The organism is Pedobacter jamesrossensis, assembly GCF_042650905.1.
GTDB lineage: Bacteria > Bacteroidota > Bacteroidia > Sphingobacteriales > Sphingobacteriaceae > Pedobacter > Pedobacter jamesrossensis.
The window spans coordinates 1-19,801 of record NZ_JBHSBY010000022.1 but is presented as its reverse complement, the minus strand read 5'-3'; the positions used below and the strand labels follow the sequence as shown (position 1 = coordinate 19,801).

Here is a 19,801-nt window from a genome sequence, read left to right as displayed (position 1 = left end):
TTGCGTAGTTGATGTTATGATATTAACAATTGTTGAAGCCGTAATTTTATATCTTAACATTGGCGAAATACTTTCTTCTCGCAGCATCAGAAGTTTTCCCGAAATGACGAGCCCACCAACTATCATCCACTATAAGCGGTTTGGGCTTTTGATCGTTGTTCCATTTCTTTTCAATACTTTCTCTAAACGAGAAATGTTTAAATAATCTCCAGTATTCGCCTAAATAAATATCAGCTATTCTTTTGTTTCCCCTTACAATGAGCATATTTTCATCATTGCCAGTTGTAGAAGCTTCACTAAAATTTGCTGAGCCTGCGATAACAATTGGATCATCACTTAATGGATCAATCAATGCAAATTTATTGTGTACATAGTTAACATTTCCATTTAAACCAGAGAGTTTTTCCATTAGCCATCCATCTAGTTTATTGGTAACTATTCTATTTCCAACGGCAAAAATATTTTCTATTTTATTTCTTAGCTTCTGCATTTTTGCTGTTTCGGTCTCCTTTTTTGCTATTTCTTCATCTGTATCGTCTGGCATCATTCTAATAAAACGCTCCAATAAAGCGATACGTAATGGAGCTTTACTATTCTCATAAACAAATTTAAAATCATCACCCATTCCAAAAGCAAAAGTCATAAAAAGAGCATCTTTTGCCGATTGAGCCATTTCAGCATAACGTTCGAGAACAGCTTTTCCTTTTCTTGGCGAGAAAATTACACTTGTTCCAGCAGGAATTTCAGCTGGTAGATCTGGAGTCAAGGTCAGATTCTGCAAACGGATACTATTAATATCTGGATCTGAATGAAGCGCATTCCAATAATCGAGGTATTTTTTTGCTATGCTTTCATTTTCTACAACATGGGCAACATTAGAATGCCCAAATATGCCACCATCTTTAAAATTGGTTCCGCCAGTCCATACAGAAACGGGATTTCCATCGCTAAGCTTCACCATAAATTTATTATGCGATATATTACCTGGTTTTTTTAAGCGCTCCTTACAATAGGGGGTAAGTTCTGCAGCAGATACAGCTTCTCTATTTGGTTTGGCAACTTTTGGATCGCGGGCATCGTAAATAATTTGTATATCAATCCCTTTATCAATAGATTTTTTTAGAAGTGTTAAAAAGGGAAGATACTGAAATTCATAAGCAGCGATTCTTAAGGAGTGTTTGCCTGGAACACAAGTGTTAACAAAATTGCACATGGCTTCGAACAAGCCACGAGAGAGCCATTCGAATGCTTTACCATTTACAATTTTTTCTGGTACTTTATCTCCAAATAATCTCACATATTCTTGAGATGCAGCTGTTCCCCGATTAAAATAGATATCATGATCTCCACCTTCAGGAGATTCAGTCTGTAGTTTAATAGATAAAGATTTAAAAGGCATTAATGCCTCGGGCGAACCCTTTAAAGCTGTAATTATGTAGGTATAATCATGTCCCGGTGTGGCATCATAATCACCCCATTGAAATCCTTGTACTGGGTGAGCATCTGTACCGTATAAGGATCCTGAAGGATAGCCCGGGTCAGTAGTTTCGAATGCTTTCATGCCAGAAAGATAACCAGCCGTTTTCGCTGTGTGGTTAGTTCTATGAATTGAGAAGCCTTTTAATCCTTTACAGTCTTTTTCATCAAGGTGAATTCCTAAAAGAACCACATAGGTTCCGGCAATCGCTTGAACTTTCAAGCCGTTTTTGGTTTTTGAGATGCGCATAATAAGATTTTTTATTTAATAAATATAAATAATTTATTGTTAATTATCATATTATCAAATAGTTAAAATCTAAGCTAAATAAGGGTAGGGTGCTGGTGTTTTGTTGAGCTACCTATTTTTGAATTTCTAAAATGTTGATGAAATGTGTGGAGAGTAAAAAATAAAAGAGCCGTTCTTTTTAGAACAGCTCTTTTTAAAAATGAATAGAATTTTCATTCGTACTCGGGGCGGGAATCGAACCCGCACGCCTTTGAAAGCACAGGATTTTAAGTCCTGCGTGTCTACCAGTTCCACCACCCGAGCATTAGCCTTTTCCGAAATCCATCGGTAGGTTAAATTTAATATAAACGCTTTCTGGTAGGAAAACATTTAGAGCGAAAGACGAGATTCGAACTCGCGACCCCGACCTTGGCAAGGTCGTGCTCTACCAACTGAGCTACTTTCGCAAATTAATACATCGCTGTATTCCTTTGGGGTTGCAAATATAGAAATATAATTTTCAGTATCAAAAATAATTAAAAATAATTTTCGCTCGAATACAAGGATGCTATCACTGTTATGTTAAAGTATCTTTTAGAGTGAAAATACTTAGTGTTAAGGAAAATAATTTATAGCAAAAGTTCTGATTTTTTATCATTTATATGAAATACTCAATGCGTTGAGTTCAGATTATGATTTGCTTAAAAGCCTTAAAATTGTAGGTACCCTTAATTTAATTAAGTTTTTAATAAAGATGCAGTGTAAGTGAAAATAAGTAAATCTAATCCTATATCTTAATCCAATTGTTTACAATAAATTGTTGTTCATAATATAGTGCACCAATTCTACAGATGTTTTTGTAGATGTTTTTCTACGAAGGTTTCTTTTATGATTTTCTACAGTATGGTAAGATATAAACAAAGTATCTGCGATTTCGGGAGTAGTGAGCCCTCGTAGCATTAACTGTAGCAATTGTTGCTCTCGTTTTGTTATGTGGGGCAATAGAATATTCTCCATTTTTAGTTCATTATGTAAACTTAAATGATAATATTCCGTTTTGTTATTTACTTTATCTACAAGTGTCATCAATATAGGCCGACTATTAAAATTAAAGTGTGTTAAATCGGTTATCATCATTAAACCACAAGTTGTTAAGTTTTTATTATTTACATACAAACCCGGCATTTGTATAAGTACCCAGCGAAATACTTTTTGAGCATTTAACATTCGAGCATATATATTGATTCGTACATCTGTTTGCTGCTCTGAAGGAAGATTAACAATTCTATCCATTGCAAATTGTATTGCAGATAAAACATAAAAGCTATCTTCAGGATGAATGTTTTCTACAAAAAATAAGGCTGGTTTATTTTCCCACTCAGATTTGCTAAATGGACTAAGTTCTCCAATATTATTACTAGCAACTGTAATTAACATATTAGAATTATCTCCAATAAACCAATAGTATGGCCCGATTGCAAAATTGTGTGCTTCTTTTATCTGGGTTGAAAAAAAAGCCTCATAATCAACAATACCCAATTCCTTTTCTGATTTCGCATTTTTCACAAATTGTTCAGTTGTTAGTGGTTGTAGCGTTTTCATTTTTTTTAAATATTTTTTTTCAGCATGCCATCGGTATCTTCATATTTTTTATGAAGATTTTTCCTGGCAAGTTAAATTGAGGTTTATTGCTAAATGAAGAGTATATAAACTTGTCAAATTTTTAATGCTTTAAGAACTTAAATCATTACTGGCACTATTTCCTGGTTACTACCGAATTAGTTGTTGTCCTTTGCATAATAACTCAAAATTATTAGGGAAATCAATAATACTTAATTCGTATTTAGTTTGCAATTTATCTACAAATTCTATTTACAAAATTGGCTTATTCTCTATTTAGAAAATTAAACAATCATTTATGCAAATCAATAAATGACAGATATCTGCTATTTATTGAGCTATAAAGACGTCGTAGCTTTCAGTAAAAAACAAATTAATACCATGAAAGCTAAACTACTTTTAATAATGATGCTTGCCTACAGTACTTGTATAGCTCAAACGGATTCGAAAAGTATTGATATTACCAGAAAATTTGATTTTGTACAAGGTGAAAAAGTATTGGTTATTGAAAATTTTAGTAATGATAACGTAGGCGATTTCCCAGCAAAGTGGAGTACAAATAGCGGTGGTGAGTTAGTAAAAATTGGCGAAGAAAACTGGTTGAACTTAGGTAAAAACGGCGTATTTATGCCTCAATTTATTACCAATTTACCTAATAATTTTACATTTGAATTTGATGCCAATTGTAGTACAAATTTTAACAATTATAGCAATGCTTTAAGTTTTTCTATCGCCGATTTACCAGTTCCTACCAAAGATTTCATCAAATGGAAACAGTTTAACAGGTTAGGTAGAAGTGGAATTGAGGTTAGCATTCACCCAAAACAGGTATCAACAGCAAATACCAAAGGCACTACAAATTATCAAGCTTACCAAAATGGTAATTATGGCGATAAAAACAAAGCCATACAAAATGAATTTGTAAGTGATGTAAAACCCACGGTGCATGTGAGCATTTGGCGACAAAAAAATCGTTTACGCGTTTACCTCAATCAAGAAAAAGTGTGGGATTTGCCAAATGCTTTTGTTGATGGAAAAAAATACAATAGCATTCTGTTTCAAACCGGAAATTTTAAAAATGAGGATGATAAATATTACATCAACAATTTAAGGCTTGCAGTTGGTAATCCAGATACTCGAAACAAGCTTATTAACGAAGGCAAATTTGTATCATCTGGTATTTTGTTCGATGTAAATTCTGCTCACATCAAGCCTGAATCTTTGGGTTTAATCAAATCCATCGCTGTGATTTTACAGGAAAATGCAAATGTAAAAATTAAAATAATTGGGCATACAGATAGCGATGGCGAGGATAAAGAAAACTTAAAACTATCTAAACTACGTGCAGAGGCTATTAAAAAAATGTTGGGCTCAGATTTTGGCATTAGCATTAATCGAATACAAACAGATGGTAAAGGAGAAAGCCAGCCAGCTATGCCAAATACAAATGAAATTAATAAAGCAAATAACCGTAGGGTAGAATTTATAAAACTATAACACCATGTATCGCTTATTCTTATTGCTGTTAATTGCGTTATGTGGTTGTACTGTTTTAAAAAATGGCACATCATACTTTGGCGAAGACAGGATATTTGGTAAACACTTTAACAAAACCTTTAAAACCGAGTATAGAGAAGTAGGTTATCGGGAATCGGCGGTAGAATTGGGCATTGCCATTAAACCGCATAAAGATGGTCGTATCAAAGGCATCAGAATTAAAAACCCCACCAAAGGTTATATGCGCTTATCTATTTGGGATGCAGATACACGTGAGTTAATACAAACCATGAATGTTAACATTAGCGACACTATAAATTATAACTTATTTGTGTGCCAAATACCGATAACTGCCAATAAAACGTACACCATTTCTATCAACGTATTTAAATATTATTACTACAATTTGCCATTTAACCCTTTGCCTTTACACAGTAGTGATGTGAGTTTGCTGTACAGTGTTTATGAAGAAACACCTTATCAACGTTTTCCATCACAAAATGTAGCATCGGTGTATCATGGTGTTATAGATATTGATGCAGAGTTTAAAATACAGTAAAAAAGAAACTTAAATAGTTAAAAAACCATCACTCACAAAAAAAACCTATCATGAAAAAGTTAACCATCATTGTTTGCCTAATACTTATTGCTTTAGGTGCAAATGCACAAATAGACAGAAATGTTATTACACCAATTGGTAACAGACCATTGCCTAGTGCACTTATTCAATTACCTACAACTACTCATATTGATAGAGTAGAAATTTACGAGCAACCAAATTTTGCAGGTAGAGTAGCGAAATATGCCAATGTTGTTAACCCATTTTCTTATCCATTTACCAATAAACGAAACATATCGTTAAAAGTTGCGCCTGGCCATGTAGCTTACATTAAATTTGATGATGAATTTCAAAGCACATTAATTTGCACTGGCGATTACCCAACATTTGGCAGTGTTTTTACCAACAATATATTAGCTATCACCATAAAAAAAGCAAATACACAAGACCTAAGTTTTAGTGGTTTCTCGCTACCAATACACAACAACGATTGCAAAAAAATAGCTGGTACTTTAAAAGTGAGATTGGTAGAAAAACTTGCAGACGGCTCGTACGCAGCCTGCCCTATAGTTAACGAAAATGGCACAGCTGTAAACAATTATAAAACACAAGCTACCATGTTTTCGAAAATTGGCTTAGAAAGAGCAGAAGCAAATGGAATGAGAGATTATGTTTTTAATTCTGGCGCAACAGTCCCCGTTATTTCAAGTACAGTAGCCTCAAATAAACCTGCTATAAAAGATATTTTTATGGTTAGCGAGTATGCGTTAGAAAACGGAAACATCTTTGTAGAAGTGATACCAAGCATTAAAGTTGCGCATAAAACTAGCGATTTAGCTACAGATTACTCATCAAATGTAAAGATGTTAGCTATTGATGCCGACCTCATTAATTATAAAAATGCAGGCACGTACTTCTCATCAAAGCCATTTACAGTAAAAGGCAATCCAGACAATAATTACGGGACTGCAACAGGTGTTGCATACAGTATTATTAAAGATATAAGAATTCACTTCAGCAAATAAATGACACCATGAAAAAGCTCATTTTTCTCCTCCTAGTTTTTCCAACAATTGTATTTGCTCAATTAAGAGCTGGGCGTTATGCTATCAGATTAGCCGAAAAAGGTAAAGTTATACAATATGACCCTACTTGGCTTTTAGTTCTTGCAAATGCTTGCGAAAATTCTAATTGCCCAGAACAAATTTTTGATGTAATTGGCGTGCCAGGAATGCCAAAATATTTTACAATTAAAAATCTTAAAACCAACAAATACGTCACATTTACGGAGATGCCTGGTACGCTTACTGGTATAAGTCCGAAGGTAGTACTAGAACCTTTAATGTCGGGCACAAATAAAAGGTTTCAACAGTTTTACATCACAAGTGATAAAGATGGTTTTTATGCCATACAGCCTAGAATGGTTGCTGGCCCACAAGAAGTTTTTTTAGGTACGCAGTTTAGAGATATAAATAATGGCGGCACCACAGTACTTTTTGATTTTAAAAACAGAGAATACAATCCGGTAGAGTATGATAAGTTAACTAATGTAATTTGGAATTTTATCCCAATTTCAATTGGAACAATTAGCAGAACGCCAATTGCTACCCCAGTTGTGGCAGATAGAACCGTAAGAAGTGCGCCTGTAGTTGTTATGCCACCATCAGCCAATAAATTAGAAGTTGATATTAAAACTGGGAGCGATAATTTAGAAACCAGAAGCTTTCAAAAAAATCCTCAAATTACGGTTAACATTAACAATCGTAATGCAGTGATTGTAGAAGATATTAACAAAGGTCAAACGTGGCCAAACAATTCTATAAAAAGAGTAACTATTCCCTTGCCAAGTGATGTTAATCTACAAGATTTACAATCGATTACTATTTTAAGAGATGCAGTAAGTGGAAGAAACAACATAGATGGAGCCGGGGCCGACAATTGGAATATAGAGAAGCTAACGGTTACCGCTACCATTAAAAAAGATGGGCGTTTGGTAAGAACTATAGTCTTTAATCAAAATGGAACTGGCGGACAACCTTTAGTTCGTATCGTTTACGAAAAAAGAAGAGATAACAATAATCCAATTGAACTTACTTCGAAAACATTCGAGCTTTCTTCAAATACTACAGCAACTCCTGTAACTGTACCTACAACTGCAAATGCCAGCATTACCGCAGTTTTTGGCACTGGAGGTGATGATTTACGAGGCGGTAATGATAACATAAACTTATACATCCGTTTTAAAAGTGGAAGGCTTCCGATAACGTTAACCAACTTCAATGCAAGTAGAAAATGGAATAATTTTTCGGAGCGCACCCTACAAAAAACAATACCAAATACCGCAGACATAGACATTAGCGATATCAAAGAAATTTTAATTAGACATACTGGTGGTGGTGGCATCGGGTCCGATAATTGGTACCTGGATAAGTTTAAATTAACAATTACAAAAGGTAGCGAAACCAAAGTTTTAATTGATAAAATAGAAGCACCCATACATTACTTTACAGGTGATAGTCGCTCGAAAACGATGCAGGTTATTCCATAAAAATTGAGCAAAAAAAAGCGCTGATTTTAGTTCAGCGCTTTTTATCGATTTTTTTATTGTACTCGGGGCGGGAATCGAACCCGCACGCCTTTGAAAGCACAGGATTTTAAGTCCTGCGTGTCTACCAGTTCCACCACCCGAGCATTAGCCTTTTCCGAAATCCATCGGTAGGTTAATCTTTTAAAATAAATGCCTCCTGGTAAGAAGGCATTTAGAGCGAAAGACGAGATTCGAACTCGCGACCCCGACCTTGGCAAGGTCGTGCTCTACCAACTGAGCTACTTTCGCATTAACAAAACCGATGTGCTGTTTCGTTTTGGTGATGCAAATATAGGCAGATTTATATTTCTGTCAAGAGATTTTTTATTAAAAATTTAATATTTAGTTTAAATTGCTGGCTTTCAGCGCAAGTAAAATTAAATCAGTTTCAAATCCTCGCCCCTGAAGATAGTTTATTAGCTTCATTTTTCTTTTTAAAGGATTACTTTCGTTTAAAGTCCCGGCTTTTTTTATAGCTAAATTTTCTAAAGTTTGCTGGTAATCATCATCATCTAAACTATACAAAGCCTTTTGAAGCATTTTATCTGGCACACCTTTGAGTTTCAGCCCCTGCTTAATTTTTACACGCCCCCATTTTTTGATGTTAAATTTACCCGATGTGTAAGATTTTGCGAAACGCTCTTCGTTTAGAAAGTTATTCAAAATCAATTCAGACAAAATCTCTTCCAGTTCATAGCCTCGCATTCCCCATTCCACCAATTTATATCGAACTTCCTTTTGCGAACGTTCCTGATAAACGCAAAAACTTTCGGCTTTTGCCAAAGCTTGTTTTTTATCTAATATTCTTGGCTCCTCTTTACTGCTTTTCATAATTAATTACTGAAATTCGTAAAAATAAAAACGATTACCGTATTTTTCTGAAACAAAAACAATGCTTAAACCAATATATGCCATTTCCAGAATTGCCGAAATATTAAATGCCGATGCCAAATTAGTTGATGAGCAAAGCGTTATCGAATATCTCGTTATAGATAGTCGCTCGGTTCTGGTTCCAGAAAATTCTTTGTTTTTTGCATTGTCTTCACATCGCGATGGACATGAATTTATAAAAGATGCGTATTCAAAAGATATTCGGAATTTCGTTATTACAGACGAAAAATACTTTAATAAGTACTCTAATTGCAACTTTTTATTGGTTGGTGATGTTTTAAAAGCCTTACAAAAGTTAGCCATTTATCATCGCAATCAATTCGATTTAAAAACCATTGGCATAACGGGTAGTAATGGCAAAACCATAGTTAAAGAATGGTTGTATCAGCTTCTAATTACCGATTTTAATATTGTACGTAGTCCGAAAAGTTATAATTCTAAAATTGGGGTGCCACTTTCTGTTTGGCAAATTGATGCAGAAGATACTTTAGGAATTTTCGAGGCTGGTATTTCAGCTGTGAATGAAATGGATTTACTCGCAGAGATTATTCAACCTCAAATAGGTATACTAACCAATATTGGCGAAGCCCATGCGGAGGGTTTCAGTTCGAAAAGAGAAAAACTAATCGAAAAACTCAAGCTTTTTAAAGATACTGAACTGTTTATTTATTCGCCAGATTATGTAAGTGAAATAAATTTTAAAGAATTACCTGGTAAAAAACAATTTAGCTGGAGTAGTAAGCAAGGTGCAGATTTACGAATTATCGCGGTAGAACCGATTGAAGGAAATTGCTATTTGCGGGCTATTTATCAAGACCGAGAAATAGAATGTATGCTGCCTTTTAAGGATAAGGCATCGATAGAAAATGGCATGATTTGCTGGGCAACTTTACTCGCTTTGGGTTATGCTCCGGATCAAGCAGATTTGCGTCTGGAGAAATTGAGTCATGTAAGTATGCGTTTAGAACTCAAAAATGGCATTAATCAATGTTCTATTATTGATGATTCTTACAGTGCAGATATTTCGTCTTTGGCTATTGCTTTAGATTTTTTGAACCAGCAAAATCAGCATCCTAAAAAAACCGTTATCCTTTCTGAGTTATTCGAAACGGGTAAAGATGATTTAGATTTATATACAGAAATTGCCGATTTATTATCGCAGAAAAAAGTAAACCGCTTAATCGGGATTGGACCACACATCGCAAATTACGCTACACTTTTTAAGTTTGAAACCCAGTTTTTTAATGATACAAATGCTTTTATAGAGGCTTTTCCAGGGTTGCATTTTAACCACGAAACCATTTTAGTAAAAGGAGCAAGGCGCTTTGAATTTGGCAGGATAAGTAAGTTGCTTACGCAGAAAATTCATGATACCGTCTTGGAAATCGACCTAAATGCCATGGTTGGTAATTTGCAGTTTTATCGCTCAAAAATTAAGCCTGGTGTGAAAATCATGGCAATGGTTAAGGCTTTTTCTTATGGCAGCGGAAGTTTCGAAATCGCTAATTTATTGCAATTTCATAAGGTAGATTATTTGGCTGTTGCTTATGCCGATGAGGGAATTGCTTTGCGAAAAGCAGGAATTACTTTGCCAATCATGGTGATGAGTCCTGAAGAATCGGCTTTTGAAGCAATTATTAAACATAATTTAGAACCCGAAATTTATAGCCTCGAAATTTTAAACAGCTTTTTAAATGCGCTTTCTGATTATGATTTTAATTACCCAATACATATTAAAATTGATAGCGGTATGCATCGTTTAGGATTTGACAATGCCGAAATTGAAAGCTTATCAATTTTATTGAAAAATAATCAACGGTTGAAAGTTCAAAGTATATTTTCTCATTTGGTGGCAAGTGGCGAGGCCGAACACGACGGCTTTACACAACATCAAATTGAAAAATTTAAGGTTATTTCCACAAAATTGATAAATGTTTTAAGCTATAAACCTTTACTTCATATCGCAAATACTTCTGGTATTAGTCGCTGGGCCGATGGCCAAATGGATATGGTTCGTTTAGGAATTGGACTTTATGGTTTCGATGCAGCTTTACAAAATAACCGCGGTTTACAAACTGTAATGGTGCTAAAAACAACGGTAACACAGGTTAAAATTTTAGATGCCGGAGAAACTGTTGGTTACAGTAGGAGAGGTGTAATGCCCAAGGGTGGTAAAATTGCTACCGTAAAAATTGGCTATGCAGATGGTTATAGTCGGGCTTTCGGAAATGGTGTTGGTAAAATGCTAATAAATGGCCAATTGGTGCCAACAATAGGTTCTATTTGTATGGATATGACGATGCTTGATATAACTGAAATTGACGTGAAAGCAGGCGATGAGGCTATTGTTTTTAATCAGCAACATACCATTATGCAATTGGCAGATGATATTAATACCATTCCTTATGAAATCCTGACCAATATTTCTCAGCGTGTAAAGCGAATTTATTTTTATGAATAAGGAAATTTCTTGATGGAGATATTGTAAATTGTTATTCAGGTTTAAGATAAGTCTTTTTAGTATAAATACTTTTACGGCTTAGCTGTTAACAATTGAGACAGCAAACAATTTAACAATCCTAATCAATTAGCCTTATTTTTCATAAGTTTGCAGCATGAATAAAGTTGGGAAAGCTATTTTAAACTATTTTATTAAGGGTTTATTAATTGTTGTGCCCATTGCTGTGAGTATTTTCATTGTAATTTGGGCAGTTACAACTGTAGATAGCTGGTTAAACGTAAATAATATTTTAGGTGTAAATCCCCGCACAGGCGAAAGCCGAAACATTCCTGGTTTAGGTCTACTAACCGTTTTAACCCTTATTTTACTAGCAGGTATTTTTGTAACTAATTTGGTTACAGAGCCTATGTATAATTGGTTTCAGCGCATGATGAAGCGTTTGCCATTGCTAAATTTCATTTATTCTTCTATTAAAGATTTAACGGAGGCTTTTGTTGGTGATGAAAAGAAATTTAATCACCCGGTTTTAGTTGAAGTGGAAGGTGGCTTGAAAAAAATTGGTTTTCTAACTCAAAATCACTTAGACAAACTCGATTTACCCGATGAAGTTGCAGTATATTTCCCCTTATCTTATTCTTTTGCAGGGCAGCTTTGTATTGTGAAAAGGGATAAGGTAAAAGATTTAAAAATGAGCGCAGCTGATGCCATGAAATTGGTTGTTAGTGGTGGTGTAAGCGGACTTTAACTTTTCAAAATGATTCAGATTTATCATAACAATAGATGTACTAAAAGTCGCCAAGCCTTGCAGGAACTAGAAAATAGTGGTCAACCGTTTGAAGTTGTGTATTATTTGGAAGCGCCATTAAATAAAGCGGAGCTTAAAGAATTAATTGCAAAGCTAAACATCAAACCTTTTGAGTTGATTCGCAAAAGCGAGAAGATTTTTACCGAAAATTATAAAGATAAAACTTTAAGCGATGCTGAATGGATTGATGCGATGGTGAAAAATCCAATTCTTATCGAAAGACCAATTGTTGTTTCAGGAGATAAGGCTGTTGTTGCAAGGCCAACGGAACGAATTAAAGAGGTTTTATAAACCTTTCCGTCATGCTGAGGGTTAATTTATTCTATAAAAATCGATATAAATGACGTTATTGTAATAAAAATTAACCACTTAAGCTTTCTTAGATGGTTTAAAACATTATACAAAAACGTCAATGGTAGCATAACGAATCCTTACGTCATTCTCGTGAAAGCGGGAATCGTAAAGCGCTAGAAAGGAAACATTATATATGCCTGCGAAAGCATTAAGATGCCCAATCAAGTTGAGCATGAGGTAACGTCAATGGTAGGTTAATTTATTTCATAAAAATCAATATTAATGACGTTTTAGGGCAATCGTCATTGCGAGGAACGAAGCAATCTCATTCGAAAGATAATTGAAATAAGCTTGCTTCAGCTCACACAAACCCTGCTTCGCAATGACGATAAACAAAAAACGTCAATGGTAGCATGACGACACCCAGACGTCATTCCCGTGAAAACGAGAATCTTAATGCGATAGAAAAGAAGGAAATAAGTCCCTGCTTAAAGCATTAAGATGCCCAGTCAAGCTGAGGGGTGATTTATTGCATAAAAATCAATATAAATGATGCTATTGCAATAAAAATTGACCATTTAATGTAAGACTATTAAAGCTTAGATTTCCATATATGCTTAGATGGTTTAAAACATCAGTTTATACAACGTGTCAATGGTAATTTATTTCAGCATCTTAATTTGTGTGTGTGTGTCGTCCTAGCTGAACGCTTTCTTCTTTTTGATTTCAAAAAGAAAAAAACACGTACTTAAAATTATTCATTACTGTTCGTGTTTTTAATGGCATCCATGGGGACTACATCGTTTTTACATTTTTTGTAAATCATGCTATCTTGCGTTAGCGATGGGAGCGGCATCCTTTTTGGATTTTTCTTCCAAAAAGATATAGCATACAGCGTGTTAAAACGCCCATATTATTAAAAAATACCTCTGCTTGTAAACAAAATGAATACTACAACAACGAAAGCAAAAAGTATTCTTACATAATATTCATGGATAAATAATCCTGCTAATATCAAAACATCATCATCAACATTGCTATGAATCAAACCACTCCCTCTCGATGAATTATAAATAATCTGCTTGTCTTTATGATTGTTTATGCTCCATCTACTTAACCAGCTATTTTGAAAACTCCAATCAAATTCCTCACCAGAAGTGAAAAATATTTTTGCTTTAAAACCTAACCAATCGTAACGGATTATCGCTAAAACTTCATTTTTATTATTAATTATTTTTGTTTCAGGATTAGAATACCCTTCACTTTTTAAAAGGTAAATTCCTTGCTGAGTGGTAGCTATTGCAGAATTTTTAAACGAACTAAAATTGATAGAAAATTTCAGCAAAGCGTTGCTAAATACCTGATAATTGCTATCAAATAATCCTTTCCTCCAATTTAATGTTTGCTCCATATCTTATTTTTAGATAACAGTTTTCCGTAGTTGTTACAGTTGGAAATTATAGATACAAAAAAAGTGCCTGCATTAGCAAACACTTTTAGTCAATTATTGAATTTCGAATGATGGAACTATTGATTATTCCATTCAAATCATGAAAATTTTTTAGTCTTAATTAGAAATTCGGTTTAAGTACATACTTATCATAGAATCTGAAAATATGTTCTGCAGCCTCTTCAGCGGTATCAACCAATCTAAATAAGTTTAAATCTTCTTCATGGATATTATGTTCCTTTTCAAGCATAGTTCCTTTAATCCAGTCGATTAAACCGCCCCAATAATCTTTACCAACCAATACGATTGGGAAACGGGCAATTTTACCAGTTTGAATCAACGTTAAAGCTTCAAAAAGCTCATCCATTGTACCAAAACCACCAGGTAAAACCACAAAACCCTGACTATACTTCATAAACATTACCTTGCGTACGAAGAAATAATCGAATGTTAATAGCTTATTATGGTCGATATATTTATTGTGGAATTGCTCAAAAGGTAATTCTATATTCAAGCCTACTGATTTACCACCGTTGGTGTAAGCACCTTTATTACCAGCCTCCATAATACCTGGACCACCGCCTGTAATTACACCATAGCCACGGTCTGTTAACAATTTACCGCATTGTTCTGCCAATTGGTAATATCTATTTGTTTCTGCGGTACGTGCCGAACCGTAAATAGTTACGCAAGGGCCAATTTTTGCCAGTTTCTCGAAACCATCGACAAACTCTGCCATTATTTTAAAAATTTGCCAAGAATCGGTTACTTTAATTTCTTGCCAGTCTTTGTTCTCAAAAGCACTTCTAATTTTTTCTTCACTCGTCATATACTCTTATTCTAATATTAAAATCTGGTTTGCGCATCAGTTTTTTTGCTGATGAATAGCAAACCTATAAATGTGATTAAACCATTAATTAAAATCAGTTCAACACTAAATATGTAACCGCCCAATAATGTGGTTGAATACGTGGAAAGCAAGTAACATAAAAAAGGCGATAATATGCAAACTATTGGTACTAATTTATCATGCAAACCACGTTTTTTTACAAACAATCCAAAACTATATAAACCTAAAAGCGGTCCGTAGGTGTAAGATGCTATGGTGAAAATTAAACTCACAACCGATGAGCTATTCAGCGCATTGATTACAATGATTACCAAAAACATTAAGATAGAGAATGCAATGTGTACTGTGTGACGTTTCTTAACAGCATTTTCTGCATTGATTTTTTCTTTCTTATCCATGCCTAAAAAATCTACACAAAAGGAAGTTGTTAGGGCTGTTAAAGCAGAATCCGTGGTAGCGAATGTTGCGGCAGTTAAACCTAGCATGAAGATAATTGCTGGTATCGCCCCCAAATTATTCAGCGCTATCTCGGGGAAAAGTAAATCGGTTCTTGGTTTGCCTGTAATGTGGTCTAACGGAATATCGATGCCATTTTTAGCAGCGAAAATATATAATAATGCACCAACACTTAAAAAGAAAACGTTCAAAATAACAAATACACCAGTAAACGTGAACATGTTTTTTTGTGCCTCTTTAATAGTGCCCATACTTAGGTTTTTCTGCATTAAATCCTGGTCTAGCCCAGTCATGGCGATGGTTACGAAAATACCACCTATAAACTGTTTGCTGAAATAAAACTTGTTCGTTAGGAAATCATCTAAGAAGAAGATTTTAGAATAACTGCTGCTTTTAATTGTTTCAAAAGCCTGTGGTATGCTCAAATCCAGACTATTGCAAATGAAATAAATAGTTAAGAAAACTGATAGAACTAAGAAAAACGTTTGCAAAGTATCGGTAATAATGATTGTTTTTAAACCACCTTTAAAAGTATAAGACCAAATTAATGCTAAAGAAATCAAAACCGTAAGCCAAAACGGAATGCCATAATTATCGAAAATAAATCTTTGTAAAACTATTACAACCAGATATAATCTAGTTGCCGAACCTAGCGTACGACTTAATAAAAATATCGACGCTGCTGTTTTGTAACTATAGTGGCCTAATCTCTGTTCAATGTAACTATAAATCGAAGTTAATTTCATTCTATAATACAAAGGCAAAAGAACTGTTGCGATGATAATGAAACCAACCGCGTTTCCTAAAACAAACTGGAAATACTGAAATTGATTTCCGCTAGGAGCACCAACTTCACCAGGAACAGAAATAAAGGTTACACCCGAAAGTGCCGTTCCAATCATTCCAAAGGCAACTAAATACCATTTTGAATTCCTGTTGGCAACAAAAAAGGAATTATTATCAGAAGAATTTTTTGAGGTAACAAAGGAGATGACAATCAGCACTAAAAAATAGCCGATTAAAAAACATAATAGAATAGTTGGTGACATAGATTTGGTTTAAGCGGTTAAATGTAAGAAATTACGAATTAAAGTCAATGGTTTAGCGCATCGTTAAATTCGATTGTTGATTGATCTGGTTAAGCAATGAGATTTTCAGCAACAATGCAACAATTTAAGCAATACAGCAATTTATCAATATAACAGTTAAACAATTTTTCGTATCAAACTTTTAGTATATTTTTGCACTATGAATTTTTCATCCAAACTGCTTGAAGATGCGGTAAACGAATTCTCTAAATTACCAGGTGTGGGGCAAAAAACGGCATTACGTTTAGTGTTACACCTTTTAAATAAAGAACAGGAGGAGGTGAACCAGTTTGGCAATACATTTATAAAGCTTAAACAACAAATAAAACATTGCAACATTTGCCATAATATTTCTGATTATGTGGTGTGCGAAATTTGTACGTCGCATAAACGAGATAAAGAAACAATTTGTGTGGTAGAAGATACCCGCGATGTAATGGCAATAGAAAATACAAGTCAATATTTTGGTGTCTATCATGTTTTAGGGGGCTTAATTTCACCAATGGATGGAATCGGGCCAACCGATTTATTTATTGATGGATTGGTTTCGAGAGTTGCAGCAGGCGGAATTAAAGAGATTATTCTGGCTTTGAGTCCTAATATGGAAGGCGATACCACACTTTTTTATCTTTACAAACGCTTAAAAGAATTTAACATCCCGGTAACGACCATTGCCCGTGGAATTGCTTTCGGTGGCGAACTGGAATATACTGATGAAATTACACTCGGTCGCTCCATCATTACTCGTGTACCTTACGAAACCGCAATGATGAAGTAAATGCATCGCTAAAACAACCATAAAAATTAAATTATTTTAAATGTTTGAATGAAGTCCTGATACTAAATACTTGCTACTACTAATAGAAATGAATTTAAAAAATAAAGTTATCATCATCACTGGCGCATCTAGCGGAATTGGTAAAGCTTGTGCAGAAGAGTTTGCCAAACGAGGCGCAAATTTAGTTTTGGCTGCCCGTCAATACGTTACTCTTTGCGAAATTACTGCAGATTTAGAAAAAAAATATAGCATCAGAGCAGTTGCCGTTCAGGCCGATGTAAGCAAAGAATCGGATTGTGAGTTGATTATAAAACAAACTTTAGTATCCTTTAATAAAATTGATATCCTCGTAAATAATGCAGGCTTATCTATGCGTGCTTTATTTAACGATGTAGATTTATCAGTGCTTAAAAACTTAATGGATGTTAACTTTTGGGGAACGGTTTATTGTACAAAATATGCTTTACCCGAAATTTTAAAAACCAAAGGAACAGTTGTTGGTGTTTCATCAATAGCAGGTTACAGAGGTTTACCAGGCAGAACGGGTTACTCTGCATCTAAATTTGCAATGAATGGATTTATCGAATCTTTACGTACTGAATTATTAAAAACAGGTGTAAATGTTTTATTGGCTTGCCCGGGATTTACAGCTTCAAATATTCGTGTAACTGCATTATCTAAAGATGGTATTGCGCATGGCGAAACCAGCATGGATGAAGGTAAAATGATGTCATCCGAAGAAGTTGCAAATAATATTGCAAACGGCATTGAGCAGCGTAAACGTACTTTAGTAATGACTGGTCAAGGCAAATTGGCCGTTTGGATGAATAAATTGTTTCCCGCTTTTGTAGATAAAAAGGTTTTCGACTTATTTGCAAAAGAGAAAAACCCATTAATAACGAGGTAAAACAGGAAAAGGAAGATGTGACTTCAAAAAGTAGGCTTCATTTTGATACATCATCCATTTTACATTCCACATATTACATTCTTTAGACATCCATAACGCACACAATTTCGTTTGTTTAATATTGAAAAGACAAATCTTTTTTATGTGTAAAAATCTATTTTTTTTGATGCTCTTGTTTCAAACTATAATTTCATCAGCTCAAGTAAAAACAGCAAAAAACATTAATTATGCTGGTAATACCGAAGTCAAAAACACACTAAACATCTTTTATAAAAACAACAGCATAAAAGATAAACCTGTTTTAATTTTTATTCATGGTGGCTCCTGGAGCAGTGGCAAAAAAGAAACTTACTGGTGGTTAGGTAGAAATTTCGCTCGTAAAGGAATGGTAACTGTAATCATAAATTATCCATTAGCTCCAAATGCTCAATACAGTAAGATGGCCGAAGATTGTGCTTTGGCTGTTAAATGGGTGAAAGAAAATATAGCAACTTACCAGGCTAGTAATGATAAAATTTTTATAATGGGGCATTCTGCAGGTGCACATTTGGGTGAATTAATAAATGCCGACCCGCAATATTTTAAAAAAGTAGGAATTAAAAACCCAATTAAAGGTGTAATTCTAAACGATCCGTTCGGACTTGATTTATATGAATATTTAACCACGGCAGAAAAGGATGATTTTTACTTTGATTTTATCCGAACATTTACCACAAACCCAGAAGTTTGGAAACTAGCCTCACCAATAAATTATGTTGCTAATATTAAAAATCCACACTTACTTTTTTATGGTGGCAAAACCTATGGAGCAATTCGTATCCAAACACCAAGATTATACGAACAATTAAAAACCAACAATATTCCTGTTAACATAAAAGAGGTGCAAGGTAAAAGTCATGTGCCGATGATTAGCCAAATGATTTTCGGTGAAAACAAATTATATAAAGATATAGTTGATTTTATTTCCAAAGTAAAATAAGTGAGTACTAAATATTAATTCTTTATCAAATCAGGGCTTTTAGTACTATATATGTTAGTTTCGCCCTTTATTTCAAATCCTCGGCTCCTGCTTCTCCTTGCGGTTTTTTCATTAGGGTGGGGTTTATTAGCTTGGTCAGATTAAAAAACCGACAGTNAATCGTTTTTGTTAAGTAATAGTCTAAGCATACCCTAGCCATAGATGAAGCGTATATAAAGGCCTATTAAGGGTAAAATTATGCCAGCATAGTAATTTGAGTAAGTCGTAGCGCATGCTTACATTCATTATCGAATTTTTCTTAAGCCAAAATGAAGCCTACTAATCCTGCCATTCCTATAAAAAGAAATTATATCCATCATCCCGGTTGAATTGCAGTCTGTCCTCCTGAGCGTAGTCGAAGGACAGCTTTACCAACATTACCCCCAACGCAAGTCCTCATTTGTGATAATATCATAACCAAACCAAGCCTGCTTGAACCTAAAATCCCAATTAAACCTATCCAAATGGCATCTAATTAAAAACAACCTGTATCGCCGTTCATTTTTTCTGCTTGTATATCATATAGTTGCGAAAAGTATTCGAACAAAGGGCAGATTCTATTTGTTTGGGCTGATTTTTTTTCTACTTTTGCAACCCGGTTCGGAGGAACAGGGAAAGAGGTTTACATGGTGTTAGGGATATTAAAGAGGTTTAAATTATTTTAAAATAAACTTTGCGATAGTGTTAAAGATTGTTACCTTTGCAACCCGGTTCGGAAGGAGCGGAAAAAGAATTGAAGGATTGGGGATAAGGGTTAGAAGTGAGTGTGAAAAGCGTGTGAGATTAACCTGAAAGGAACTAAAAAATAAAAAATTATTTTATTTGGAAGTTTAGA

At 34.4% G+C, this 19,801-nt stretch carries 16 protein-coding genes and 4 tRNA genes; 10 read left to right on the top strand and 10 right to left on the bottom strand.

Annotated elements, in window-relative coordinates; all coding sequences use genetic code 11:
• Positions 1 to 46: 46 nt before the first annotated feature.
• The 4 genes from ACFOUY_RS03560 to ACFOUY_RS03545 form a co-directional block, all read right to left on the bottom strand.
• Positions 47 to 1,726 (bottom strand): phospholipase D-like domain-containing protein, encoded by a 1,680-nt coding sequence (locus tag ACFOUY_RS03560; RefSeq protein ID WP_378959082.1) that lies wholly within the window; start codon positions 1,724 to 1,726, stop codon positions 47 to 49.
• Positions 1,727 to 1,945: 219 nt separating this feature from the next.
• Positions 1,946 to 2,029, bottom strand: a tRNA-Leu gene (locus ACFOUY_RS03555).
• A 70-nt stretch (positions 2,030 to 2,099) separates the two neighbouring features.
• Positions 2,100 to 2,172 (bottom strand) — tRNA-Gly (locus ACFOUY_RS03550).
• A 340-nt stretch (positions 2,173 to 2,512) separates the two neighbouring features.
• Positions 2,513 to 3,307, bottom strand: coding sequence for a helix-turn-helix transcriptional regulator (locus ACFOUY_RS03545; protein WP_378959081.1), 795 nt, complete (start codon positions 3,305 to 3,307; stop codon positions 2,513 to 2,515).
• A 330-nt stretch (positions 3,308 to 3,637) separates the two neighbouring features.
• Here ACFOUY_RS03545 and ACFOUY_RS03540 point away from each other — a divergent pair, with 330 nt between their 5' ends.
• From ACFOUY_RS03540 to ACFOUY_RS03525, 4 genes are read left to right on the top strand one after another with little or no spacing between them, the layout of a single operon-like run.
• A complete protein-coding gene (locus tag ACFOUY_RS03540) occupies positions 3,638 to 4,822 on the top strand; it encodes an OmpA family protein (RefSeq protein WP_378959080.1) in 1,185 nt (394 codons plus the stop codon).
• A 4-nt stretch (positions 4,823 to 4,826) separates the two neighbouring features.
• Positions 4,827 to 5,381: a DUF4082 domain-containing protein gene (locus ACFOUY_RS03535; protein ID WP_378959079.1), complete on the top strand. Its 555-nt coding sequence runs from the start codon at positions 4,827 to 4,829 to the stop codon at positions 5,379 to 5,381.
• 50 nt (positions 5,382 to 5,431) lie between these two features.
• Positions 5,432 to 6,406 (top strand): hypothetical protein, encoded by a 975-nt coding sequence (locus ACFOUY_RS03530; RefSeq protein ID WP_378959078.1) that lies wholly within the window; start codon positions 5,432 to 5,434, stop codon positions 6,404 to 6,406.
• Between the two features lie 8 nt (positions 6,407 to 6,414).
• On the top strand, positions 6,415 to 7,929 hold the full coding sequence (locus ACFOUY_RS03525) for an RICIN domain-containing protein (protein ID WP_378959077.1): 1,515 nt from the start codon (positions 6,415 to 6,417) through the stop codon (positions 7,927 to 7,929).
• A gap of 59 nt (positions 7,930 to 7,988) precedes the next feature.
• Here ACFOUY_RS03525 and ACFOUY_RS03520 read toward each other — a convergent pair.
• The 3 genes from ACFOUY_RS03520 to ACFOUY_RS03510 all read right to left on the bottom strand — a co-directional run bounded on the left by ACFOUY_RS03520 (position 7,989) and on the right by ACFOUY_RS03510 (position 8,799).
• A tRNA-Leu gene (locus ACFOUY_RS03520) sits at positions 7,989 to 8,072 on the bottom strand.
• 72 nt (positions 8,073 to 8,144) lie between these two features.
• Positions 8,145 to 8,217: transfer RNA gene (locus ACFOUY_RS03515), tRNA-Gly, on the bottom strand.
• A 93-nt stretch (positions 8,218 to 8,310) separates the two neighbouring features.
• A complete protein-coding gene (locus ACFOUY_RS03510) occupies positions 8,311 to 8,799 on the bottom strand; it encodes a regulatory protein RecX (RefSeq protein WP_378959076.1) in 489 nt (162 codons plus the stop codon).
• Between the two features lie 61 nt (positions 8,800 to 8,860).
• Here ACFOUY_RS03510 and ACFOUY_RS03505 point away from each other — a divergent pair, with 61 nt between their 5' ends.
• From ACFOUY_RS03505 to arsC, 3 genes are all read left to right on the top strand, one after another.
• Positions 8,861 to 11,320, top strand: coding sequence for a bifunctional UDP-N-acetylmuramoyl-tripeptide:D-alanyl-D-alanine ligase/alanine racemase (locus ACFOUY_RS03505; RefSeq protein WP_378959075.1), 2,460 nt, complete (start codon positions 8,861 to 8,863; stop codon positions 11,318 to 11,320).
• A gap of 154 nt (positions 11,321 to 11,474) precedes the next feature.
• Complete coding sequence (locus ACFOUY_RS03500; protein WP_378959074.1) at positions 11,475 to 12,065, top strand: DUF502 domain-containing protein; 591 nt, start codon at positions 11,475 to 11,477, stop codon at positions 12,063 to 12,065.
• A 9-nt stretch (positions 12,066 to 12,074) separates the two neighbouring features.
• Entirely contained in the window at positions 12,075 to 12,416 is a 342-nt protein-coding gene (gene arsC, locus ACFOUY_RS03495) for an arsenate reductase (glutaredoxin) (protein ID WP_378959073.1), read from the top strand.
• A 919-nt stretch (positions 12,417 to 13,335) separates the two neighbouring features.
• On the opposite strand, the gene ACFOUY_RS03490 is transcribed toward arsC, so the two are convergent.
• The 3 genes from ACFOUY_RS03490 to ACFOUY_RS03480 all read right to left on the bottom strand — a co-directional run bounded on the left by ACFOUY_RS03490 (position 13,336) and on the right by ACFOUY_RS03480 (position 16,224).
• The gene (locus ACFOUY_RS03490; RefSeq protein WP_378959072.1) at positions 13,336 to 13,830 is read right to left on the bottom strand and encodes a hypothetical protein; all 495 of its coding nucleotides are present in this window, start codon (positions 13,828 to 13,830) and stop codon (positions 13,336 to 13,338) included.
• 160 nt (positions 13,831 to 13,990) lie between these two features.
• Complete coding sequence (locus tag ACFOUY_RS03485; protein WP_378959071.1) at positions 13,991 to 14,698, bottom strand: LOG family protein; 708 nt, start codon at positions 14,696 to 14,698, stop codon at positions 13,991 to 13,993.
• A 17-nt stretch (positions 14,699 to 14,715) separates the two neighbouring features.
• Positions 14,716 to 16,224, bottom strand: coding sequence for a sodium:solute symporter (locus ACFOUY_RS03480; protein ID WP_378959070.1), 1,509 nt, complete (start codon positions 16,222 to 16,224; stop codon positions 14,716 to 14,718).
• Between the two features lie 199 nt (positions 16,225 to 16,423).
• Here ACFOUY_RS03480 and recR point away from each other — a divergent pair, with 199 nt between their 5' ends.
• The 3 genes from recR to ACFOUY_RS03465 all read left to right on the top strand — a co-directional run bounded on the left by recR (position 16,424) and on the right by ACFOUY_RS03465 (position 18,927).
• The gene (recR, locus tag ACFOUY_RS03475) at positions 16,424 to 17,041 is read left to right on the top strand and encodes a recombination mediator RecR (protein ID WP_378959069.1); all 618 of its coding nucleotides are present in this window, start codon (positions 16,424 to 16,426) and stop codon (positions 17,039 to 17,041) included.
• Between the two features lie 88 nt (positions 17,042 to 17,129).
• Complete coding sequence (locus ACFOUY_RS03470; RefSeq protein ID WP_378959068.1) at positions 17,130 to 17,948, top strand: SDR family oxidoreductase; 819 nt, start codon at positions 17,130 to 17,132, stop codon at positions 17,946 to 17,948.
• 166 nt (positions 17,949 to 18,114) lie between these two features.
• The gene (locus ACFOUY_RS03465; RefSeq protein ID WP_378959182.1) at positions 18,115 to 18,927 is read left to right on the top strand and encodes an alpha/beta hydrolase; all 813 of its coding nucleotides are present in this window, start codon (positions 18,115 to 18,117) and stop codon (positions 18,925 to 18,927) included.
• The last annotated feature ends 874 nt before the right edge of the window (positions 18,928 to 19,801 follow it).